Genomic DNA, 17,586 nt, shown 5'->3' with positions numbered 1-17,586 from the left:
GTCGAAAGGAGATCGCTGTCAACGGATGGCTCTGGATGTCGGTGTGATGCGAGGATCGTCGCAAAGATGCCGGCATCCGTCCGTGCACAGCGGAACCAGGGTCAGTCCGATCTGAAGATAACCCTCGTAGCCGGCGCTGTCTTTCGGATACGGTTTCGAGATCATGTGCGTGTCCGACCATATGTTCTCGTCCTTGATGCCGAGCTGGACGAGGTATTCCCTCAGACTGGCCGCTCGACGCAGCGCAAGCACTTGTGGGTCCTTTTCACCGATATACGCACCGGCAGAGATGATGCCGCGAATGTCCGCATCAGGCCACTGACGGGCACGGATAACCATGTCCGCGATCTTGACTCGATCCTCATTCGGGATGTCGGAAGAGTTGAGCGGGACACTGTCCAGCATGTCTTCGGAAACGGTACATGCCGAGAGCGGCGGCGAAAACGCCAGGCATAACCCGAGCGCGATGCTCGTCAGATGCGCGAGAGATCTCACCACAGGACCCTGTCGTCAAAGAATGAAATATAACAAGCGAGGCTGTCGGCGTTATTGATCGCCAGATCCCGATGATCTCGCGCCCAGTATTTGAGGCCGGTCCCGAATCCGTAGATCTCGTCATTCGAGTCGAAGGTATCGACGTAGTGCGTACACTCGTGAATCAGGACCTTCAACTTGCAATTGGAAGAGAGTCGAGCGTCGGGAAGCGTGCAGAAGTGTGGATAGATTGCAATGACTCTCTTGTCCGAATCGGGTTTGCATACAGCGGCATCGGTGATTCCGTTGTCGGGAAATACGGTACACGTGATGTTTCGCTGTTTCTGCGCGTCCCATCGGATGACATTTTCCGGTTTCAATTCCTGCATGACGCGCAGAAGCTTCGGCAACCCGGTTTGCAGGTGGTGTCGAATTGCGTCATCGGATCGTCCGAACCAGGTCTGAACGCGTTTCTGTTCTCCTTGCTCCCAATGTGCAATACCGTGAATCCGATCCTGAATCAACGAAATCGCCGCGTCACGCAACTGCACGATCAGTTTCCGGAATGCCTTGTTCGACATATTCTCGCAGATCGGTGTCAGGTCGAGGTCGATAACATGAACGGATCTTGGCGTCGTGTTCGTGTAGGCGGTGCCAACGAAAACCCATTCGTCGTCTTCGGCAGCGTCGTGTGAATTCAAAATCCCGTTCATTGGCTCGATAGATCCCGGTAAAAAAGTTGGGAAACTATCGGTTGTCGGGAGCGCGCTCGTCTATGGGATGAGTACGATTTTGCGACCCATCGACCACGAGCGCGAAAGATGACGCCGCGGGTGAAGGAAACAGCTGATTACGGAACCATTCGATTACCGTTTGCACCTCCGCCCGTTCTCACGGCTCACCGGCCAGCACGCGCCCGTCCGCATCGTCCCGCGCACCCGTGCGCTCCGCCGCGCTTGCCGCCTCCATCGCCCGCGCCAGCGCATCGAACACCGCCGGCCCCTTGCAGCGCGACACGTTGAAGCGCAGGTACGACGTCGCGCTGCGCGATGCGCTGAACACGTTGCCGGGCGCCAGCACGACGTCGCGGTCCAGCGCGTGGCGCGCGACGCGTGCGGCATCGAGCCCGTCGGGCAGTTGCGCCCATACGAACAGGCCGCCGCGCGGTTCCGTCCAGATCCCGAGCCCCGCGCGCGCGAGGCGCCGGATCGTCTCGCCCATCGCGTCCGCGAGACGCGCGCGCAGGCTGTCGAGATGGCGCCGGTACGTGCCGTCGACGAGCAGCCGGTGCACGACGTTCGCGCCGATCTGCGCGTTGCCGAACGACGTCGCGAGCTTCAGGTCGACGAGCGCCTCGATCCATTCCGGGCGCGCGGCAACGTAGCCGCAGCGGATCGCGGCCGACAACGTCTTCGAGAAGCTGCCGATCGACACGACGCGCGACAGCCCGTCGAACGCCGCGAGGCGCGGCGCGGGCGTGCTCTCGAAATCCGCGAAGATGTCGTCCTCGACGATCAGCAGGTCGTGCTCGGCCGCGAGCGTGAGCAGCCGGTGCGCGACGGGCGGCGCGAGCGTCGCGCCGGTCGGGTTGTGCAGCGCCGCGTTGGTGATGTACAGGCGCGGCCGGTGCTCGGCGAGCACCTGTTCGAAGCGCGCGAGATCGGGCCCGTTCGGCGTGTACGGGACGCTGACGATCCGCGCGCGATGCGCGCGCAGCAGCGCCTGGAAGTTGAAGTAGCACGGATCGTCGAGCACGACCGTGTCGCCCGGCTCCAGCAGCAGGCGACATACGAGGTCGAGCGCATGCGTGCCGCCGTCGGTCAGCATGATCTGCGCGGGTTCCGCGTGGACGCCGTGCTGCGCGAGCCGCCACGCGAGCTGCTGGCGCAGCGCGGGCAGGCCGAGCGGCGTCGCGTAGTCGGTCAGCGCGTCGGATTCGTCGCGCGACACGGCGCGCAGCGCTCGGCGCAGGCTCTCGTCGGGCAGCCACGACGACGGCAGCCAGCCGCAGCCGGGTTTCACGGTCGTCGGCGCCGCCTCGAGCGACTGGCGCGACAGCCACAGCGGATCGAGTTCGCGGTCGAGGCGCGGGCCGAGATCGGCGAGCGCGAGCGGCGGCGCGTGGCCCGACACGTAAAAGCCCGAGCCGCGCCGCGCGACGAGCACGCCTTCGCTCGCGAGCCGCTCGTATGCATCGACGACCGTCGATTTCGACACGCCGAGCGCGTCGGCCATCATCCGGATCGACGGCACGCGCGCACCGGGCATCAGCGCGCGGCTCGCGATCCGCGCGCGCAACGTATCCATCACGGTTTCGACGCGCGTGCGCGACGGCGCGGGCGGAACGGGAATCGGGGCGGTATGGCTCATGGCGAAGAATGAACTGTACGGCCAGTTGTTCAGTACAGTTTGTCCGGATTGTATTGGGGTGTAGCTTACGCGTTTTCCGCGGGCGGCGGATCATCGGTCATCCACCTTTCCCCGTTCAGGATTTGCCGTGCAAAAGACGACCGACGGATGGCTCAGCGGCCTGCTGGGCGTGATCATCTTCAGTGGCTCGCTGCCTGCGACGCGTGTCGCGGTGCAGGGGCTCGACCCGCTGTTCCTCACGTTCGCGCGCGCGACGATCGCCGGCGCGCTCGGCCTGCTGCTGCTCGTCGTGCTGAAGCAGAAGCGGCCGACGCGGGCCGAGACCGTGTCGCTGGCGATCGTCGCGCTCGGGGTCGTGGTTGGTTTCCCGTTGCTGACGGCGCTTGCGCTGAAGCACGTGACGTCCGCGCACGCGATCGTGTTCGTCGGGCTGCTGCCGCTCGCGACCGCGCTGTTCGGCGTGTGGCGCGGCGGCGAACGGCCGCGGCTGCCGTTCTGGATCTTCTCGATCGTCGGCAGCGGCGCGGTGGCTGCGTTTGCGCTGCGCAACGGCGGCCAGGCGTCGGTGGTCGGCGATGCGCTGATGCTGGCCGCGATCGTCGCGTGCGGGCTCGGCTACGCGGAAGGCGCGCGCCTGTCGCGCGATCTCGGCGGCTGGCAGGTGATCTCGTGGGCGCTCGTGCTGTCGCTGCCGCTGATGTTGCCGCTCATGTGGCTTACGTGGCCCGCGTCGTTCGACGGTGTCGATGCCGCCGCACTGTGGGGGCTCGCGTACGTGTCGCTGTTCAGCATGCTGATCGGCTTCGTGTTCTGGTATCGCGGGCTCGCGCTCGGCGGGATCGCGGGCGTCGGCCAGTTGCAGCTGCTGCAGCCGTTCTTCGGCTTCCTGCTGGCCGCCGGGCTGCTGCACGAGACGGTGCCGCCGTCGATGGTCGTCGTGACGGTCGTCGTGGTCGGCTGCGTGGCCGGTGCGAAGTACTTCTCGAAAATGGCGCCCGTGCAGCGCGCGGGGTGACGCTGCGGCGGTGCGGCCGAGCGGTTGCTCCGGGCCGCGACCACGCGAACCGGCGGCATGCCGAAAAGCAAAACGGCCAGGCTGCCGGTAGCGGCAAGCCTGGCCGTTGGCCTTCGTCACGCCGAAAGCGCGTTACTCGAACGTCTCGAGCGCGAGCAATTCGTCGATCGTCTGCCGGCGGCGGATCAGCCGCGGCGCGCCGCGATCGACGAGCACTTCCGGCGCGAGCGGCCGGCTGTTGTAGTTCGAGGACATCGACGCGCCGTACGCGCCCGCGTCGTGCAGGAACAGCAGGTCGCCGATCTGCGGCTGCGCCAGCTTGCGGTGCGTGACCACGCCGCCCGCATCCTGCGTGAACACGTCGCCCGATTCGCACAGCGGCCCCGCGATCGCGAGGTCGACGAGCGGCCGGCCGGCCGGCAGCGCGCCGTCGTGCGTGTGCACGGACACCGCGTGGTAGCTGCCGTACATCGACGGGCGCATCAGGTCGTTGAAGCCCGCATCGATCAGCACGAAATCGTGCTTCGGCCGGCGGTTGACGGCCTGCACTTCGGTGACGAGCGTGCCGGCTTCGGCGACGAGGAAGCGGCCCGGTTCGATCTCGATGCGTACCGGGTGGCCGAGGTGCCGTTCGATCCGCTTGCGCGCGGCGTCCCACTGGCTGAAGTAGTGACCGACGTCGACGCGCGGCTCGCCGTCGCGATACGGAATCGACAGGCCGCCGCCGGCCGAGATCGCGTCGATGTCATGGCCGAGCGACGTGACGAGGTCGACCATCGCATCGCACACCTGCGACAGGTGGCCGTAGTCGACGCCCGAGCCGATGTGCATGTGGATGCCGACGAGCTTGAGCCCGTACTGGCGCACGATTTCGATCGCGCGCGGCACGTCGTCGATCCAGATGCCGTGCTTGCTCTGCGGGCCGCCGGTGTTGGTCTTGTTGCTGTGGCCGTGCCCGAAACCGGGGTTGACGCGCAGCCACACGCGGTGGCCCGGCGCGTGCTCGCCGATGCGCGCGAGCATGTCGAGCGAACCCGCGTTCACGGTCACGCCGTGCTTCAGCACGGCCGCGAGCGTCGGACGGTCGATCAGGTCGGCCGTGAACACGACGCCTTCCGGCTCGCCGGCCGGACTGAACCCGGCCGCGAGGCTGCGCTCGATCTCGCCGAGCGACACGGCATCGACGCACGCGCCTTCGTCGCGCATCAGCTTCAGGATATGGACGTTCGAATTCGCCTTCTGCGCGTAGCGGATCACGTCGAACTGGCGCAGTTGGGCGATGCGGTCGCGGATGACGTCGGCGTCGTACACCCACAGCGGGGTGCCGTATTGCTGCGCGAGCGTCGCGAGCTGGCGGGAATCGAGGGACATGGCGGATGAATCGTGTCGAATGAACGGATAGCGTGAATGATGCGCCTGTTCATCTATACAGTAAAATGCTTGTTATTCGACATTTGATTCATTTTTGATATAGAAGACCATGCTCACGCACCGCCATATCGAGGTCTTTCGCGCGCTGATGGTCACCGGCAGCACGACGCGCGCGGCCGAGATGCTCTATACGTCGCAACCGACGATCAGCCGCGAGCTCGCGCGGATGGAGCAGGTCGTCGGCTTCGCGCTGTTCGAGCGCGCGCACGGCCGGTTGCGGCCGACGATGGCCGCGCTCACGCTGTTCGACGACGTGCGGCTTGCGTATGTGGGGCTCGAGCGCGTCGCGGCGACGGCTGCGCGCCTGCGCGAGTTTCGCGACGGGCAGCTTTCGGTGATCGCGCTGCCGGCGTTCTCGCACGCGATCCTGCCCGGCGCGTGCCGGCGCTTTCACGCGGCCCACGCGGGCGTCAGCGTGTCGGTCGCGACGCAGGAATCGCCGGTGCTCGAGGAGTGGCTGACCGCGCAGCGGTACGACCTCGGGCTGACCGAGCACGACGTCGCGCCGGCCGGCACCGTGCTTACGCCGCTGCTCGAAGTCGACGAAGTATGCGTGCTGCCCGATGGCCATCCGCTGCTCGCGCAGGACGCGATCGATCTGCTGGATCTCGCCGATCGGCCGTTCGTGAGCCTGTCGCTGAACGACCCGTATCGCATTCTGATCGACGAGGCGTTTGCTCAGCTGGGCGTCGCGCCGCGCTCGGTGGTCGACACGCCGTCGGCCGTGTCGGTGTGCGCGTTCGTGCGGCAGGGGCTCGGCGCCGCGATCGTCAATCCGCTGACCGCGCTCGATTTCGTCGGCCGCGACCTGCACGTGCGGCCGCTCACGCGGTCGTTCCCGTATCGGGTCAGCATGATCGTGCCCGAGCACCGGCCGAAGAACCTGCTCGTCGATGCGTTTGCCGATGCGTTGCGCGGCGAGGCGAAAGCGATCCGTCGCCGGCTGGCCGCGCACCTCGGTTAAACAGCGCCGTATGATGGGCGTTTCGCCGCCATCGGCCTCACTTTCCGGAAACCCGTCATGACCGACGCTTCATCTTCCGTCGAACAACCGATCCTCATCGGCGAGCGCGTCGAACTGCGGCCGCTCGAAGCATCCGACCGGCAGGCGCTGCTCGATGCCGCCGCGGACGGCCAGTTGTGGAACCTGAAGGTCACGGTCGTGCCGGGCGCGGAGACGATCGACGCGTATATCGACACGGCATTGCAGGGGCGCGCGGCCGGCACCGTGATGCCGTTTGCGATCGTCGATCGCGCATCGGGCCGTGTGATCGGCAGCACGCGCTTCTGGAAGATCGATCGCAAGAATCGCAAGCTCGAGATCGGTCATACGTGGCTGGGCGAGTCGGCGCAGCGCACGCGTGCGAATACCGAAGCGAAGTGGTTGCTGCTGACCTATGCGTTCGACACGCTGCACTGCGTGCGCGTGCAGTTCACGACCGACGAGCTGAACGAGAAATCACGCGCGGCGATTCTGCGGCTCGGCGCGAAGCAGGAAGGGATCGTGCGTCACGAACGGATCATGCCGGACGGCCGCAAGCGCAATTCGGTGCGCTTCAGCATCATCGACGAAGAATGGCCGGACGTGCGTGGGCGGTTGATGGCGAAGCTCGCGACGTAACGCATAACGCATAACGCGTGACGTGCGGCGCGCGTATTCGCGGGTCGGCTGGTCAGACGTGCATCGCGCAGCCGGCAGGGGACGCGGCTGCGCGACGACAGGGGAAGCGGTGCGCCGCACACGACGCGCGGCGCTGCATCGTTACTGCGCCGATGCGAGGTGGTGACGCTCCGCGAGTTTCTGCGCGTCCGCGTAGTGCTTCTGCAGAATCGGCAGCGACTGGCGTGCGACTTCCTTCAGCTTCGTGTCGCGGCCCGATGCGATTTCGGCCTGGAAAGCCGAGATCGTCTTCTGCTGGCCGGCGAGCGCGACCTGCTCGATATACGCCTTGTCGAACTCGGCGCCGCGCAGGCTCTTGATGCTGTTCAGCACGGTCGTGTCGGGGTCGTTGGCCGGCACGTCGACGCCGCGCGGGCTTGCGGCGCGCATCGCCTGGATGATTTTTTCATCGTCGGCCGACACGCGTTGCGCGAAGGCCTTGACCTGGCTGTCCGACGTGCGCGCATCGGCGATGCGTGCCGCGTCGTGCTGCGTCGACACGGTCTTCGTGCCGTCCGTGATGAAGGCCTGGTCGGCTTCGTGAATGCGCGTCGCGGCAGCGGCCGGCGCGGCGGGCGCTGCGGGTGCCGGTTGCGCGGTTTGCGCGGTCGCCGTCACGGCGACGAGAAGCAGGCCAGCGGCAGACAAGGCAAGGCGCGAGATGTGGGGAAAGCGGTTCATGGGACCTCCTTTCGATCGGGGCTCTGGTTAAAAAACGGATGACGTGATCCGTAGCTGTGCGAGAGACCGGGCGCGCCCGGGCCGGATTCGACCGCCGCTCTGCCGCGGCGCCGGTCGAAGTGTGTCCCGGCCCGAATGATTCTAGGAGAGCGGTCGGGTAGCAGGTGCAACCGCGCTGTGGTTTGTGTAACGGTTGGTAAGACGCATCGATGAGCAGGTGTGCGTGCCGGTATTGCGTACCTGGTGCACGCGCGGCGGCGGCAATTTTTGCGCGTGTGCGGCGTGCGGGATGCACGTGCGTGTCATCTGCATTTCATCGTCGTGCTGCGGTTGCCGTGTCGTGCGCGCCGAGCGACGTGACGACTTGCGCGTGCGATGCGCTTGAATGCGTCACACGCGATCGAGCAGTGCATCGAGGCGCGGCAGCAACGGCGTCGCGCAATGCGCCTGCAACGCGTCGGGTGCGGTGTAGCCCCACGCGACACCCTGGAATGCGATGTGCGCGCGTCGTGCCGCGTCGGCATCGCGGATTTCGTCGCCGACGTACAGCACTTCGTCGGCGCGCACGCCGGCCTCGCGAACGAGCGCGCGCAGGCGACGTGCCTTGCCGAACAGCGGAATGCCGCACGCGAAGGTGTCGACGCGGCCGCTGGCACGCGGGCCGAGCCGGTCACGCACGATGTCCTCGGTATTCGACGTGGCGATCGCAATGCGGATGCCGCGCGCGGCGAGCGCGTCGAACGTGTCGTCGACGCCGGGGAACAGCATCACTTGCGCGATGCGCGGCTTCATCAGGCGGCGCATGTCGATCGTCACGCGCGGCACTTTCCACATCGGCACGTCGAGCGCACGGATGATGTCGCGCGCCGACATGCCGCGCAGTGCCGGGCGCAGCTCGGGGGTGGCATCGCGAAAGCCGTGCAGGCGCGACGCTTCCGACAGCGCGGCGAGAAAACTGTCGAGCGAATCGGCGAGCGTGCCGTCGAAGTCGAAGGCGATGAGGCGGTAGGGCATGTGGCGAGGTGGCGGATTGATCGAGCGGGCTACATCATCCGCCGAAATGCGTGCGCGGGTAAGCGGGCGAATGCGGCGAGCTGTCGCGGTGGGCCGATATCCGGCGGCGAGCACGGGCATTTCGCCTGATACGCGCGCGTTGCCGTCCGGCAAGAGGACTCACCTGTCGTGCAGCAGCGGCGTGGTAGTGCCCGCTTGTAGCCCGCCGCACAGCGCGGTATCGTCGATACTCCGCCTTCCGCCCCCCACCGGAGAACAGACGTGCCCGCAGCCACCCCCGCCACGCTGAGATTTTCCACCGACAAGCGCGAACTCGACGTCGACGCGATCTTCGACTTCCTGCATCGCGATGCGTACTGGTCGCAGGGCATTCCGCGCGACGTGGTCGAGCGTGCGATCGAGGGTTCGCTGTGTTTCGGTGCGTATGTCGGCGACCGGCTCGTCGGGTTCGCGCGGCTCGTCACCGATCACGCGACGTTCGCGTACCTGTGCGACGTGTTCGTGCTGCCGGCCGAACGCGGCAACGGCTACGGCCGCGCGCTGATCGATCACGTATTCGCGCAGGAGATGGTGCAGCGCCTGCGCCGCATCATGCTCGTGACGACCGACGCGCACGAGCTGTACCGGCCGGTCGGCTTCGGGCCGTCCGCGAATCCCGAGCGGCTGATGGAGATCCGCCGTCCCGACATCTATACGAAACGCTGACGCGCGGCGCAGCGCATACAATACGCGCTTTCCGTTTTTGCCGAAGAGAAGCCCATCATGACCGAACAGGAAGCCGAACAGCTCGCGACGCATCGCCACTACAAGGGCGGGCTGTACCGCTACATCGGCGTCGCCCGCCATTCCGAAACCGAGGAATCGGTGGTTGTGTACGAGCATCTTTGGCCGCACGCGCGCGGCCTTTGGGTGCGGCCGGAAGCGATGTTCAACGGCAACCTCGAAGACGGCACGCCGCGTTTTCGCAAGCTGCGCGACTGAGCGGGCGGCACCGGAGCCGGCGTCTAGCCGGCTCCGCCCGGCTTGTCGTGCGGCGCCTGTTGCCGCAGCGCCATCGTGAAGAAGCGCCGGATTTCATCCATCAGTTCCGCGCGGGCCGACGCGAAATCGAACGCGCGCCGGTTTTCGTGCGCGTAGCGCCGGCGCCAGTCGTCGGCCGCATGCCGTGCTTCGCGTGCGCGCAGATCGTCGAGTTCGGGCGTACGCAGCGCGTGATCGGCGATCAGCGTCACGCCGTCGCGGCCGACCTCCAGCACGCCGCCCGCGACGAGGAGGCGGCGATGCTCGCCGGTCGGCGCGTCGACGAGCGTCACGACGCCGGGCCGGATCCGCGTGAGCAGCGGCGCGTGGTGCGGATAGATCCCTAGTTCCCCGCTTTCGCCCGGGACGACGACGAAATGCGCGTCGCCGGCATACAGCACCGCTTCCACGCTCAGGATGTCGAGCCTCATCGACGTCGTCATGCGCACCCCCTTCAGACCGCCGCCGCGCCGGCGACGATTTCGCACAGCTCGGTGGTGATCTGCGCCTGTCGCGTCTTCTGGTACAGGTGCCGCAGTTCGCGCAGCACGCGGTCGGCGTTGTCCGTCGCGGTCTGCATGCTGAACATCCGCGCGCATTGTTCGCACGCATAGTTCTCGACGACCGCCTGATAGAGCGTTGCCTCGACGTAGCGCAGCAGCAACGTGTCCACGACCGGTTTGGGCGCGGGCTCGTAAAGATAGTCGGATGCCGCCGCGCCGTCGGTCGGCGCGCCGGTGTCGAGTCCGGCGATCGGCAGCATCGCGTCGATACGCGGCTCGTACGCGAGCGGGCTCGTCAGCCGGTTGTAGGCGACGTGCACTTCGTCGAGCTCGCCGTTGACGAACGCGGTCAGCGGCACGAGCAGCGCGCCGAGCAACTGGTCGAAGTGCGGCTCGGCGGCCAGGCCGCTCGCGCGCGCCGTGATGGTCGCGCCGTGGCGCATCAGCGGCGCGATGCCGCGCGCACCGATCACGCTCAGTTCGCACGCGACGCCGGCCCGGTCCCAGCGTTCGAGCGCATCCACGCATGCAACGAGCAACCGCGCATTGAGCGGGCCGCACAGCCCGCGATCGGTGCTGACGACGATCAGGCCGACGCGGCGTACGGGGTTGCGTCGCGCCATCAGTGCCGACACGTGGTCGGGCCGGTCGCGCAGCACGCGTGCGGCCATCGCCCCGATGCGCGCCGCATACGGGCGGAACTCGCGGGCGCGTCGCTGCGCGTTCGCCATCTTGGTGCGCGCCATCATTTCCATCGCCTTGGTGATCGTGCGCGTGGACGACGTACTGGCTATCTTCGAGCGGATTTCGCGTATGTGCATGTCAGGGGGCGCCGCGGCCATCCGGATGTCATCGTGTGGTTTCATGCTATCGGGACTTCACCTGAAACGATTGACGAGGGTCAAACGATTTCGCCCGGTCTCGCACCAGAATCCGTTTACGTGATCCTCGCGAAGGGGTATTCGATGACCGATTTCCGCCAGCACCAGAAGTACGACGCGCTGATTGCGCGTTGCCGCTCGCTACGCCCGGTGACGGTCGCGGTCGCGCATCCTTGCGACGAGGTATCGCTGCGCGCGGCCGTCGCCGCCGCGCGGGCCGGTATCGTCGTGCCCATCCTGGTTGGACCGACGGCGCGCATCACGGCGCTTGCCGCGACGCTCGGCGTCGACCTGTCCGGCTACCGGCTCGTCGATGCGCAGCACAGCCACGCGTCGGCCGCGCGTGCCGTCGAGCTGGTGCGCTCGGGCGACGCGCAGGCGCTGATGAAGGGCAGCCTGCATACCGACGAATTGCTGGAGGAAGTGGTGCGCGTCGATACGGGGCTGCGCACCGGGCGGCGCTTGAGCCACGTGTTCATCATGGACGTGCCGACTTACCACAAGCCGTTGTTCATCACCGACGCGGCGGTCAACATCCGTCCGACGCTCGAGCAGAAGGCCGACATCGTGCAAAACGCGATCGATCTCGCCCACGCGCTCGGCATCGGTCAGCCGAAGGTCGCGATCCTGTCGGCGATCGAGACGGTCAGCTCGAAGCTGCCGTCGACGCTCGACGCGGCCGCGCTGTGCAAGATGGCCGAGCGCGGCCAGATCACCGGCGCGCTGCTCGACGGGCCGCTCGCGCTCGACAACGCGATCAGCCCCGAAGCCGCGCGGCTCAAGCATCTCGGTTCGGCGGTCGCGGGCGATGCGGACATCCTTCTCGCGCCCGACCTCGAGGCGGGCAACATGCTCGCGAAGGAGCTGACGTTCCTGGCGAACGCCGATGCGGCCGGCATCGTGCTCGGCGCGCGCGTGCCGGTGATCCTGACGAGTCGCGCCGACAGCGAACGCACGCGCCTGGCGAGCTGCGCGATCGCGGCGCTCGTCGCGGAGGCGGCGCGCACGACCGCGGCGCTCGCGGCCGCTGCGGCCGACGCACGCTGACGGGGGCGCGATGCGACATCCCGTACTGGTACTCAATGCCGGCTCGTCGAGCCTCAAGTTCTCGGTCTACGACACGCGCGAGGATCGCTCGCTCGATGCGGGCCTGCACGGGCAGGTCGAGAACCTGCATGGCGCCCCGCGTCTGTGCGTGGCCGACGCGCACGGCGCGACGCTCGCCGACAGCCCCGTCGCGCGACCAGGGCACCAAGGCGCGATCGAAGCGCTGCACGCGTGGTTCGCGGCTCACGTCGGGCGGGAGGCCGCGTTCGACGGCGTCGGGCACCGGGTCGTGCACGGAGGCCCGTATTTCACCGCGCCGGTGCGGATCGACACGCGCGTGCTCGATGCAATAGCGTCGCTTTCGCCGCTCGCGCCGCTGCACCAGCCGCATCACGTCGACGCGATCCGCGCGGTCGCCGCGGTCGCGCCGAGCCTGCCGCAGGTCGCGTGTTTCGACACGGCGTTCCATTCGACGATGCCGGCGCTCGAACGGGAGTTCGCGTTGCCGCGCGCGCTGACCGAGCAGGGGATCGTGCGCTACGGTTTCCACGGGCTGTCGTACGAATACATTACGACGGCACTCGCGGGGCTCGATCCGTCGTGGGCGCAGCGCCGGACCGTCGTCGCGCACCTCGGCAACGGCGCGAGCCTGTGCGCGCTCGCGAACGGCCGCAGCGTGGCGACGACGATGGGGTTCACGGCCGTGGACGGGCTGCCGATGGGCACGCGCACGGGCGCGCTGGACCCGGGCGTGATCCTGTACCTGCAGCGTCACGAGGGCCGGTCGCTCGACGAGGTCGAGCATCTGATCTATACGGAATCGGGCTTGCTCGGCGTGTCCGGCGTGTCGAGCGACATGCGCACGCTGCTCGCGAGCGACGCGCCGTCGGCCGCGCATGCGGTCGAGCTGTTCGCGTACCGCGCGGCTCGCGAGCTCGCCGCGCTGGCCGGCGTGCTCGGCGGTCTCGACACGCTCGTGTTCACCGCCGGCATCGGCGAGCACGCGCCGCGCGTGCGTGAACGGATCTGCAGCCGCGCGGCGTGGCTCGGCATCGCGCTCGACGACGCGGCGAACGCCGCCGGCCTGCCGGTGATTTCGAGTGACGCGTCGCGCGTGACGGTGCGCGTGATCCCGACCGACGAGAACCTGATGATCGCGCGGCACACGCGCCGCGTGCTGGACGACGCGATCCCTTCCACGCCGTATCCGACCCGGTGAAACCTTCGATGACAGCACGAGACACTTCTTCCCCTGCCGTCAGCGCCCCCGCGCTGCCGATGTTCTGGCCGATGGCCGCCGCCACGGCGATGTTCGCGGCCGGTTCCGAGATCGCCGCGCGCAATCTCCGCTTCCTCGCGGAAGAGGAGAAGCTGCATTTCGAAGTGCATCCTGCACTGGCATCGACGAACCGGCCGTTGCTGGAACTGCGGACGATGACGTTTCGCGATTATTCGGTCGCGCCGGCGCACGGGCTGCCGACGATCGTCGATGCGCCGTACGCGGGGCACAGCGCGATGATCGCCGACTACCAGCCGGGGCAGAGCCTGATGCAGACGCTGCGCGAGCACGGCGTGACGCGTCTGTACCTGACCGACTGGCGCTCGGCCACCGAGGACATGAAGGACCTCGAAATCGACCAGTATCTGGCCGAGCTGAACGTGTGCGTCGACGAGCTCGGCGGCCGCGTGAATCTCGTCGGGCTGTGCCAGGGCGGCTGGATGTCCGCGATGTATGCGGCGCGTTTCCCGCACAAGGTTGCGAGCCTCGTGCTGGCGGGCTCGCCGATCGACACCGACGCGGGCGACGGCCCGATCAAGCGGATGGTGCACACGTATCCGACGTCGTTCTACGAGGAGCTCGTGGCGATGGGCGGCGGGCTGATGCGCGGGCGCTTCATGCTGCGCGGCTGGAAGAACATGCATCCCGACCAGCACTATCTTGCCGAGCACGTCGACCTGTACGAGCATCTCGACGATCCCGAATACCTGCGCAAGCGCGAGGTGTTCGCGAACTGGTACGAAAGCCCGATCGACCTGCCGGGACGCTGGTACCTGCAGGCGATCGTGCAGATCTTCAAGGAGAACCGGCTCGCGAAAGGCACGTTCGTTGCGCTCGGGCGCACGCTCGACCTGAAGGATGTCGCGTGCCCGGCCTATCTGCTCGCGGGCGAGGCCGACGACATCACGACGCCGGAGCAGGTGTTCGGGGCGCGCGACCGTCTCGGGACGCCCGCGTCGCGGATCGAGAGCCGGCTCGTGCCGGGCGGCCATATCGGCCTGTTCATGGGGTCGCGCACGCTGAAGGCGGTGTGGCCGGACATCGCGCGATGGATCGCGGCGCAGCGCTAGGCCGGCGCGGATCGACAGGGGGCGGCATGACGTTGCGACACAAGCGGGGGCTCGTCGTCGGCATTGCGAACGAGCAGAGCATCGCGTGGGGATGCGCGCGTGCGTTTTGCCGGGCGGGTGCCACGCTCGCGGTGACCTGGCAGTCGGAGAAGACCTTGCCGCACGTCGAGCCGCTGTTCGAGCAACTCGACGCGCCGATCCGGATGCCGCTCGACGTCGGGCGGCCCGACCAGATGGCGGCGGTGTTCGACGCGATCGCGGTGCAATGGGGCGCGATCGATTTCGTGCTGCATTCGGTTGCGTATGCACCGAAGGCCGATCTGCACGGCCGCGTCGTCGACAGCTCGCCGGAAGGCTTCTCGGTGGCGATGGATACCTCGTGCCATTCGTTCATCCGGATCGCGAGGCTTGCCGAGCCGCTGATGACGCAGGGCGGGAGCCTGATGGCGATGAGCTATCTCGGCGCGGAGCAGGTCGTCGCGAACTACGGGATGATGGGGCCGGTCAAGGCCGCGCTCGAATCGAGCGTGCGGTACCTGGCGGCCGAACTCGGCGGCACGGGCATTCGCGTCAACGCGATTTCACCGGGCGCGCTGCCGACGCGCGCGGCATCGGGCCTGCCGGACTTCGACCGGCTGCTCGACGACACCGCGCGCCGGGCGCCGCTGCATCACGCGCTGGACATCGACGACGTCGGCGCGTTCTGCGCGTTCCTGGCGAGCGACGGCGCACGGGCGATCACGGGCGGCACGCACTATATCGACGGCGGCATGCACATGCTGGGCTGACGCTCCGGTGGCATGCGGCGTCAGGTTTGCGCGAATGCCTGCACGAGGGCCTGCGGCCCGTGTGCGACCTTGACCTCCGGCGTGCCGTGCCACGCCGCGAGCTTCTTCACGGCCTTCGCGACGTCGGCCGCGAGCCCCGTGCCGAACCGCACGCCCGGCTCGACATGCACGGCCTTCAGTTCGAACGTGCCGAGCGTGCGGTGCGCTTTCGCGTCGACGCGGCCGACCAGCCGGCCGCGATGCAGCACGGGCAGGCAGAAATAGCCGTAGCGCCGCTTGTGCCCGGGCGTATAGCACTCGATCGTGTAGTCGAAACCGAACAGCGTCGACGCTCGCCGCCGGTCCCATACGACGGGGTCGAATGGCGACAGCAGCGTCGTGACCGTCGAGCGCAGCGTATCGGCCGCGGCGGCCGGCAGCAATGCGTCGAGCGAGCGATGCACATAGGCCGGCTCCTTCCAGTCGTCGATCTGCACCGGAATCAGGTCGCCCGCATCCGCGAGCCGTTCCAGCTCCTCGCGATACGAACGGCGCGGCAGCCGATAGTAGTCGGCCACCCAGTCCGCGCGCACGACGCCGAGCGCGCGGCACGTGTAGTCGAGCAGCGCGGGCAGCACGGCTTCGCGCGGCGGCAGGTCGCGCGTGTCGTCCCAGCCGGGCAGCACGCGTTCGCGCACGTCGTACACGCGCTGGAAATTGCGGCGTTCCGACACCATCAGGTCGCCCGTCGTGAACAGCACTTCCAGGTGGCGCTTCTCGGGCTTGCGGTCCCACCAGCCGTTGCCCTTCACGCCATCTTCGCGGACGAAATCGGCCGATCGCACCGGGCCGTCGTCGCGAATCCGCGCGAGCAGCCGCTCGATCTCGTCGCGATTCTGCGCGTGCCACTCGGCCGCGTATTTCCAGCCCATCCCCGACGGATCGAGCATCTTGTACCGCATCAGGCCGAACTGCTCGATCGGAAGGAAACACGCTTCGTGCGACCAGTATTCGAACAGGCGCGCCTCGGCGAGATGTTCGTCGAGCCACTGCGGCGAGAAATCGCCGAGACGGCTGAACAGCACGAGATACGGGCTGCGCGCGACGACGTGAATGGTGTCGATCTGCAACTGCGCCATCCGGCGGATCGTGTCGAGCACGTCGGCCTTGGTCGCCTTGCGGCGGGGCGGCGTCAGCAGACCTTGTGCGGCGAGATGCAGCGCGCGGGCGGCGGCGGGCGAGAGCGTAAGCATCGGAATGGCGGATGAGGGTGGCGGTCGGCGATCACTTTAGCGCGAAAGCGGCGCGCGTGTGCGACGCGCCGATGAGTACTTTCCAAAACCGAAAGGAGCCTGGAGGGAGCGGAGTACTTGGGGTTGGATGGTCGTGTTAAAGGGAACTGCATTTTAGGATATGGGGAGTCTCGGTTGCGAGGGGAAGCTGTGACGGGCATAGCCCATAGCGGCTTGCATCCTTGCGGGCTATGCGCGGCGTGCCCGAGCCAGGCTCCATACATCGGGGTACCGAGGCCGGGTTTGGTCGGCAACCTTGCCCATCAGACGTTCCCGCGCCTGGCGAACCTGGCGGGCGACTTCGACATCTGTCTGGCTGCGCGCGTGCTGCTTCAGTTGATCGATCGTGATGTCCTTGCGCAGGAAATCATCCACGTCCGGCAGGCTGGCTAGCTTCTCAAGCGGCGTCATCACATCTTCGGCTCGGTGAACGCGTCGCATGCGGCCCGGCTTCCTGGGATCAGGGATTTCGGTGCCGAAAAGGCAGGGTCGGTGCATGTTCAAAAACGGATTAAGCATATCTACGCAAAAGGCGTTGAACTGCTTCGCCCACTCGGCCGGTATATGCGCGTAGCCGAATTGCTTGCGCACGACATTGCCGTTCTTGGATTCGGCCAGGGCGTTGTCGTTACAGCGTCGTGGACGTGAGCGGGTGAACTCGATGAGTTGTTCCTTGAGCATCTTCGCGACCTCGTGATTGATGTACTCCGAACCGCCATCGCTGTGAAAGCCAAGAATACGGAATGGAAACTGGTCAATCATGTCGCGCAGTACCGGCAGCATGTGTTCCCGCTCCAACGATGGCACGGTCGCGACGACTTCCCACTGGGTTACGCAGTCGACGGCGTTGATGTGATACACGCCGCGCTGTTCGTCGATGTTGCCCTGATGAACGCTGTCGATGCGGATGAAGCCGGGGCGGTTCTCTGGCGCGGGAGCCCGGCGCACGGCGATTGCCGCGCCTCTGGGATTGGCCTGAGTCTTCGTGTAGACCGTGTGATGCAGACGATAAGCCTGCGAACGTCGCAGGTTGTACAGGTGAGAGGCTGAAAGGTGCTGCAGGCGCACGTAGCGCTCATCGT

Annotated in this window: 19 protein-coding genes; 9 read left to right on the top strand and 10 right to left on the bottom strand. The window is 67.1% G+C overall.

Annotated features, from left to right (window positions below):
- Positions 1–18: 18 nt before the first annotated feature.
- The 3 genes from BT264_RS32745 to BT264_RS32735 all read right to left on the bottom strand — a co-directional run bounded on the left by BT264_RS32745 (position 19) and on the right by BT264_RS32735 (position 2,844).
- Positions 19–498 carry an OmpA family protein gene (locus BT264_RS32745; RefSeq protein ID WP_110281436.1) on the bottom strand — a complete coding sequence of 160 codons (480 nt, stop codon included), beginning with the start codon at positions 496–498 and terminating at the stop codon, positions 19–21.
- On the bottom strand, positions 492–1,187 hold the full coding sequence (locus BT264_RS32740; protein ID WP_072444208.1) for a M35 family metalloendopeptidase: 696 nt from the start codon (positions 1,185–1,187) through the stop codon (positions 492–494). Before BT264_RS32740 ends, BT264_RS32745 begins: the two co-directional genes overlap by 7 nt.
- Before the next feature lie 178 nt (positions 1,188–1,365).
- Positions 1,366–2,844 (bottom strand): aminotransferase-like domain-containing protein, encoded by a 1,479-nt coding sequence (locus tag BT264_RS32735; RefSeq protein WP_072444206.1) that lies wholly within the window; start codon positions 2,842–2,844, stop codon positions 1,366–1,368.
- Positions 2,845–2,971: 127 nt separating this feature from the next.
- Here BT264_RS32735 and BT264_RS32730 point away from each other — a divergent pair, with 127 nt between their 5' ends.
- Positions 2,972–3,859 (top strand): DMT family transporter, encoded by an 888-nt coding sequence (locus tag BT264_RS32730; protein WP_072444204.1) that lies wholly within the window; start codon positions 2,972–2,974, stop codon positions 3,857–3,859.
- A 132-nt stretch (positions 3,860–3,991) separates the two neighbouring features.
- On the opposite strand, the gene lysA is transcribed toward BT264_RS32730, so the two are convergent.
- Complete coding sequence (gene lysA / locus BT264_RS32725; RefSeq protein ID WP_072444202.1) at positions 3,992–5,230, bottom strand: diaminopimelate decarboxylase; 1,239 nt, start codon at positions 5,228–5,230, stop codon at positions 3,992–3,994.
- Positions 5,231–5,339: 109 nt separating this feature from the next.
- On the opposite strand from lysA, the gene BT264_RS32720 reads away from it, so the two are divergent.
- Both BT264_RS32720 and BT264_RS32715 read left to right on the top strand, forming a co-directional pair.
- The gene (locus BT264_RS32720) at positions 5,340–6,254 is read left to right on the top strand and encodes a LysR family transcriptional regulator (RefSeq protein ID WP_072444200.1); all 915 of its coding nucleotides are present in this window, start codon (positions 5,340–5,342) and stop codon (positions 6,252–6,254) included.
- Positions 6,255–6,311: 57 nt separating this feature from the next.
- A complete protein-coding gene (locus BT264_RS32715) occupies positions 6,312–6,911 on the top strand; it encodes a GNAT family N-acetyltransferase (RefSeq protein ID WP_072444198.1) in 600 nt (199 codons plus the stop codon).
- A gap of 141 nt (positions 6,912–7,052) precedes the next feature.
- Here the strand turns inward: BT264_RS32715 and BT264_RS32710 are convergent, their stop codons facing one another.
- Both BT264_RS32710 and BT264_RS32705 read right to left on the bottom strand, forming a co-directional pair.
- A complete protein-coding gene (locus tag BT264_RS32710) occupies positions 7,053–7,631 on the bottom strand; it encodes a DUF4142 domain-containing protein (protein ID WP_072444196.1) in 579 nt (192 codons plus the stop codon).
- A gap of 390 nt (positions 7,632–8,021) precedes the next feature.
- Positions 8,022–8,645 (bottom strand): HAD hydrolase-like protein, encoded by a 624-nt coding sequence (locus tag BT264_RS32705; RefSeq protein WP_072444195.1) that lies wholly within the window; start codon positions 8,643–8,645, stop codon positions 8,022–8,024.
- Positions 8,646–8,906: 261 nt separating this feature from the next.
- On the opposite strand from BT264_RS32705, the gene BT264_RS32700 reads away from it, so the two are divergent.
- Both BT264_RS32700 and BT264_RS32695 read left to right on the top strand, forming a co-directional pair.
- Complete coding sequence (locus tag BT264_RS32700; RefSeq protein WP_072444193.1) at positions 8,907–9,350, top strand: GNAT family N-acetyltransferase; 444 nt, start codon at positions 8,907–8,909, stop codon at positions 9,348–9,350.
- Between the two features lie 57 nt (positions 9,351–9,407).
- Positions 9,408–9,626, top strand: coding sequence for a DUF1653 domain-containing protein (locus BT264_RS32695; RefSeq protein WP_006480837.1), 219 nt, complete (start codon positions 9,408–9,410; stop codon positions 9,624–9,626).
- 23 nt (positions 9,627–9,649) lie between these two features.
- On the opposite strand, the gene atpC is transcribed toward BT264_RS32695, so the two are convergent.
- Together atpC and atpG are read right to left on the bottom strand one after the other, a co-directional pair.
- A complete protein-coding gene (atpC, locus tag BT264_RS32690; protein WP_072444191.1) occupies positions 9,650–10,108 on the bottom strand; it encodes an ATP synthase F1 subunit epsilon in 459 nt (152 codons plus the stop codon).
- A gap of 11 nt (positions 10,109–10,119) precedes the next feature.
- Complete coding sequence (atpG, locus tag BT264_RS32685) at positions 10,120–10,989, bottom strand: ATP synthase F1 subunit gamma (protein ID WP_072444186.1); 870 nt, start codon at positions 10,987–10,989, stop codon at positions 10,120–10,122.
- Positions 10,990–11,076: 87 nt separating this feature from the next.
- Between atpG and BT264_RS32680 the strand changes: the two genes are divergently transcribed.
- From BT264_RS32680 to fabI, 4 genes are read left to right on the top strand one after another with little or no spacing between them, the layout of a single operon-like run.
- The gene (locus BT264_RS32680) at positions 11,077–12,096 is read left to right on the top strand and encodes a phosphate acetyltransferase (protein ID WP_256260752.1); all 1,020 of its coding nucleotides are present in this window, start codon (positions 11,077–11,079) and stop codon (positions 12,094–12,096) included.
- Positions 12,097–12,106: 10 nt separating this feature from the next.
- On the top strand, positions 12,107–13,315 hold the full coding sequence (locus BT264_RS32675) for an acetate/propionate family kinase (RefSeq protein ID WP_072444179.1): 1,209 nt from the start codon (positions 12,107–12,109) through the stop codon (positions 13,313–13,315).
- Between the two features lie 8 nt (positions 13,316–13,323).
- The gene (locus tag BT264_RS32670) at positions 13,324–14,445 is read left to right on the top strand and encodes an alpha/beta fold hydrolase (protein ID WP_072444176.1); all 1,122 of its coding nucleotides are present in this window, start codon (positions 13,324–13,326) and stop codon (positions 14,443–14,445) included.
- 26 nt (positions 14,446–14,471) lie between these two features.
- The gene (fabI, locus tag BT264_RS32665; RefSeq protein ID WP_072444174.1) at positions 14,472–15,233 is read left to right on the top strand and encodes an enoyl-ACP reductase FabI; all 762 of its coding nucleotides are present in this window, start codon (positions 14,472–14,474) and stop codon (positions 15,231–15,233) included.
- 20 nt (positions 15,234–15,253) lie between these two features.
- Here fabI and BT264_RS32660 read toward each other — a convergent pair whose 3' ends face one another.
- Together BT264_RS32660 and BT264_RS32655 are read right to left on the bottom strand one after the other, a co-directional pair.
- Positions 15,254–16,465: a winged helix-turn-helix domain-containing protein gene (locus BT264_RS32660; RefSeq protein ID WP_072444172.1), complete on the bottom strand. Its 1,212-nt coding sequence runs from the start codon at positions 16,463–16,465 to the stop codon at positions 15,254–15,256.
- Positions 16,466–16,693: 228 nt separating this feature from the next.
- On the bottom strand, positions 16,694–17,586 hold an 893-nt coding region (locus tag BT264_RS32655; RefSeq protein ID WP_143155793.1), incomplete at its 5' end, for an integrase catalytic domain-containing protein.

Origin of the sequence: Burkholderia sp. NFPP32 (assembly GCF_900119325.1) — a bacterium.
Classification (GTDB): domain Bacteria; phylum Pseudomonadota; class Gammaproteobacteria; order Burkholderiales; family Burkholderiaceae; genus Burkholderia; species Burkholderia pyrrocinia_C.
The sequence above is the reverse complement of the archived record's forward strand: the minus strand, read 5'-3'. Positions and strand labels throughout refer to the sequence as shown.

Excerpts from the sequence above, each read along its gene's own strand:
- fabI (WP_072444174.1), top strand. The coding sequence starts at position 14,472 with ATGACGTTGCGACACAAGCGGGGGCTCGTCGTCGGCATTGCGAACGAG.
- BT264_RS32695 (WP_006480837.1), top strand. The coding sequence starts at position 9,408 with ATGACCGAACAGGAAGCCGAACAGCTCGCGACGCATCGCCACTACAAG.
- atpG (WP_072444186.1), bottom strand. The coding sequence starts at position 10,989 with ATGCACATACGCGAAATCCGCTCGAAGATAGCCAGTACGTCGTCCACG.
- BT264_RS32720 (WP_072444200.1), top strand. The coding sequence starts at position 5,340 with ATGCTCACGCACCGCCATATCGAGGTCTTTCGCGCGCTGATGGTCACC.
- lysA (WP_072444202.1), bottom strand. The coding sequence starts at position 5,230 with ATGTCCCTCGATTCCCGCCAGCTCGCGACGCTCGCGCAGCAATACGGC.
- BT264_RS32710 (WP_072444196.1), bottom strand. The coding sequence starts at position 7,631 with ATGAACCGCTTTCCCCACATCTCGCGCCTTGCCTTGTCTGCCGCTGGC.
- BT264_RS32735 (WP_072444206.1), bottom strand. The coding sequence starts at position 2,844 with ATGAGCCATACCGCCCCGATTCCCGTTCCGCCCGCGCCGTCGCGCACG.
- BT264_RS32670 (WP_072444176.1), top strand. The coding sequence starts at position 13,324 with ATGACAGCACGAGACACTTCTTCCCCTGCCGTCAGCGCCCCCGCGCTG.
- BT264_RS32660 (WP_072444172.1), bottom strand. The coding sequence starts at position 16,465 with ATGCTTACGCTCTCGCCCGCCGCCGCCCGCGCGCTGCATCTCGCCGCA.
- BT264_RS32705 (WP_072444195.1), bottom strand. The coding sequence starts at position 8,645 with ATGCCCTACCGCCTCATCGCCTTCGACTTCGACGGCACGCTCGCCGAT.
- atpC (WP_072444191.1), bottom strand. The coding sequence starts at position 10,108 with ATGACGACGTCGATGAGGCTCGACATCCTGAGCGTGGAAGCGGTGCTG.
- BT264_RS32715 (WP_072444198.1), top strand. The coding sequence starts at position 6,312 with ATGACCGACGCTTCATCTTCCGTCGAACAACCGATCCTCATCGGCGAG.
- BT264_RS32740 (WP_072444208.1), bottom strand. The coding sequence starts at position 1,187 with ATGAACGGGATTTTGAATTCACACGACGCTGCCGAAGACGACGAATGG.
- BT264_RS32675 (WP_072444179.1), top strand. The coding sequence starts at position 12,107 with ATGCGACATCCCGTACTGGTACTCAATGCCGGCTCGTCGAGCCTCAAG.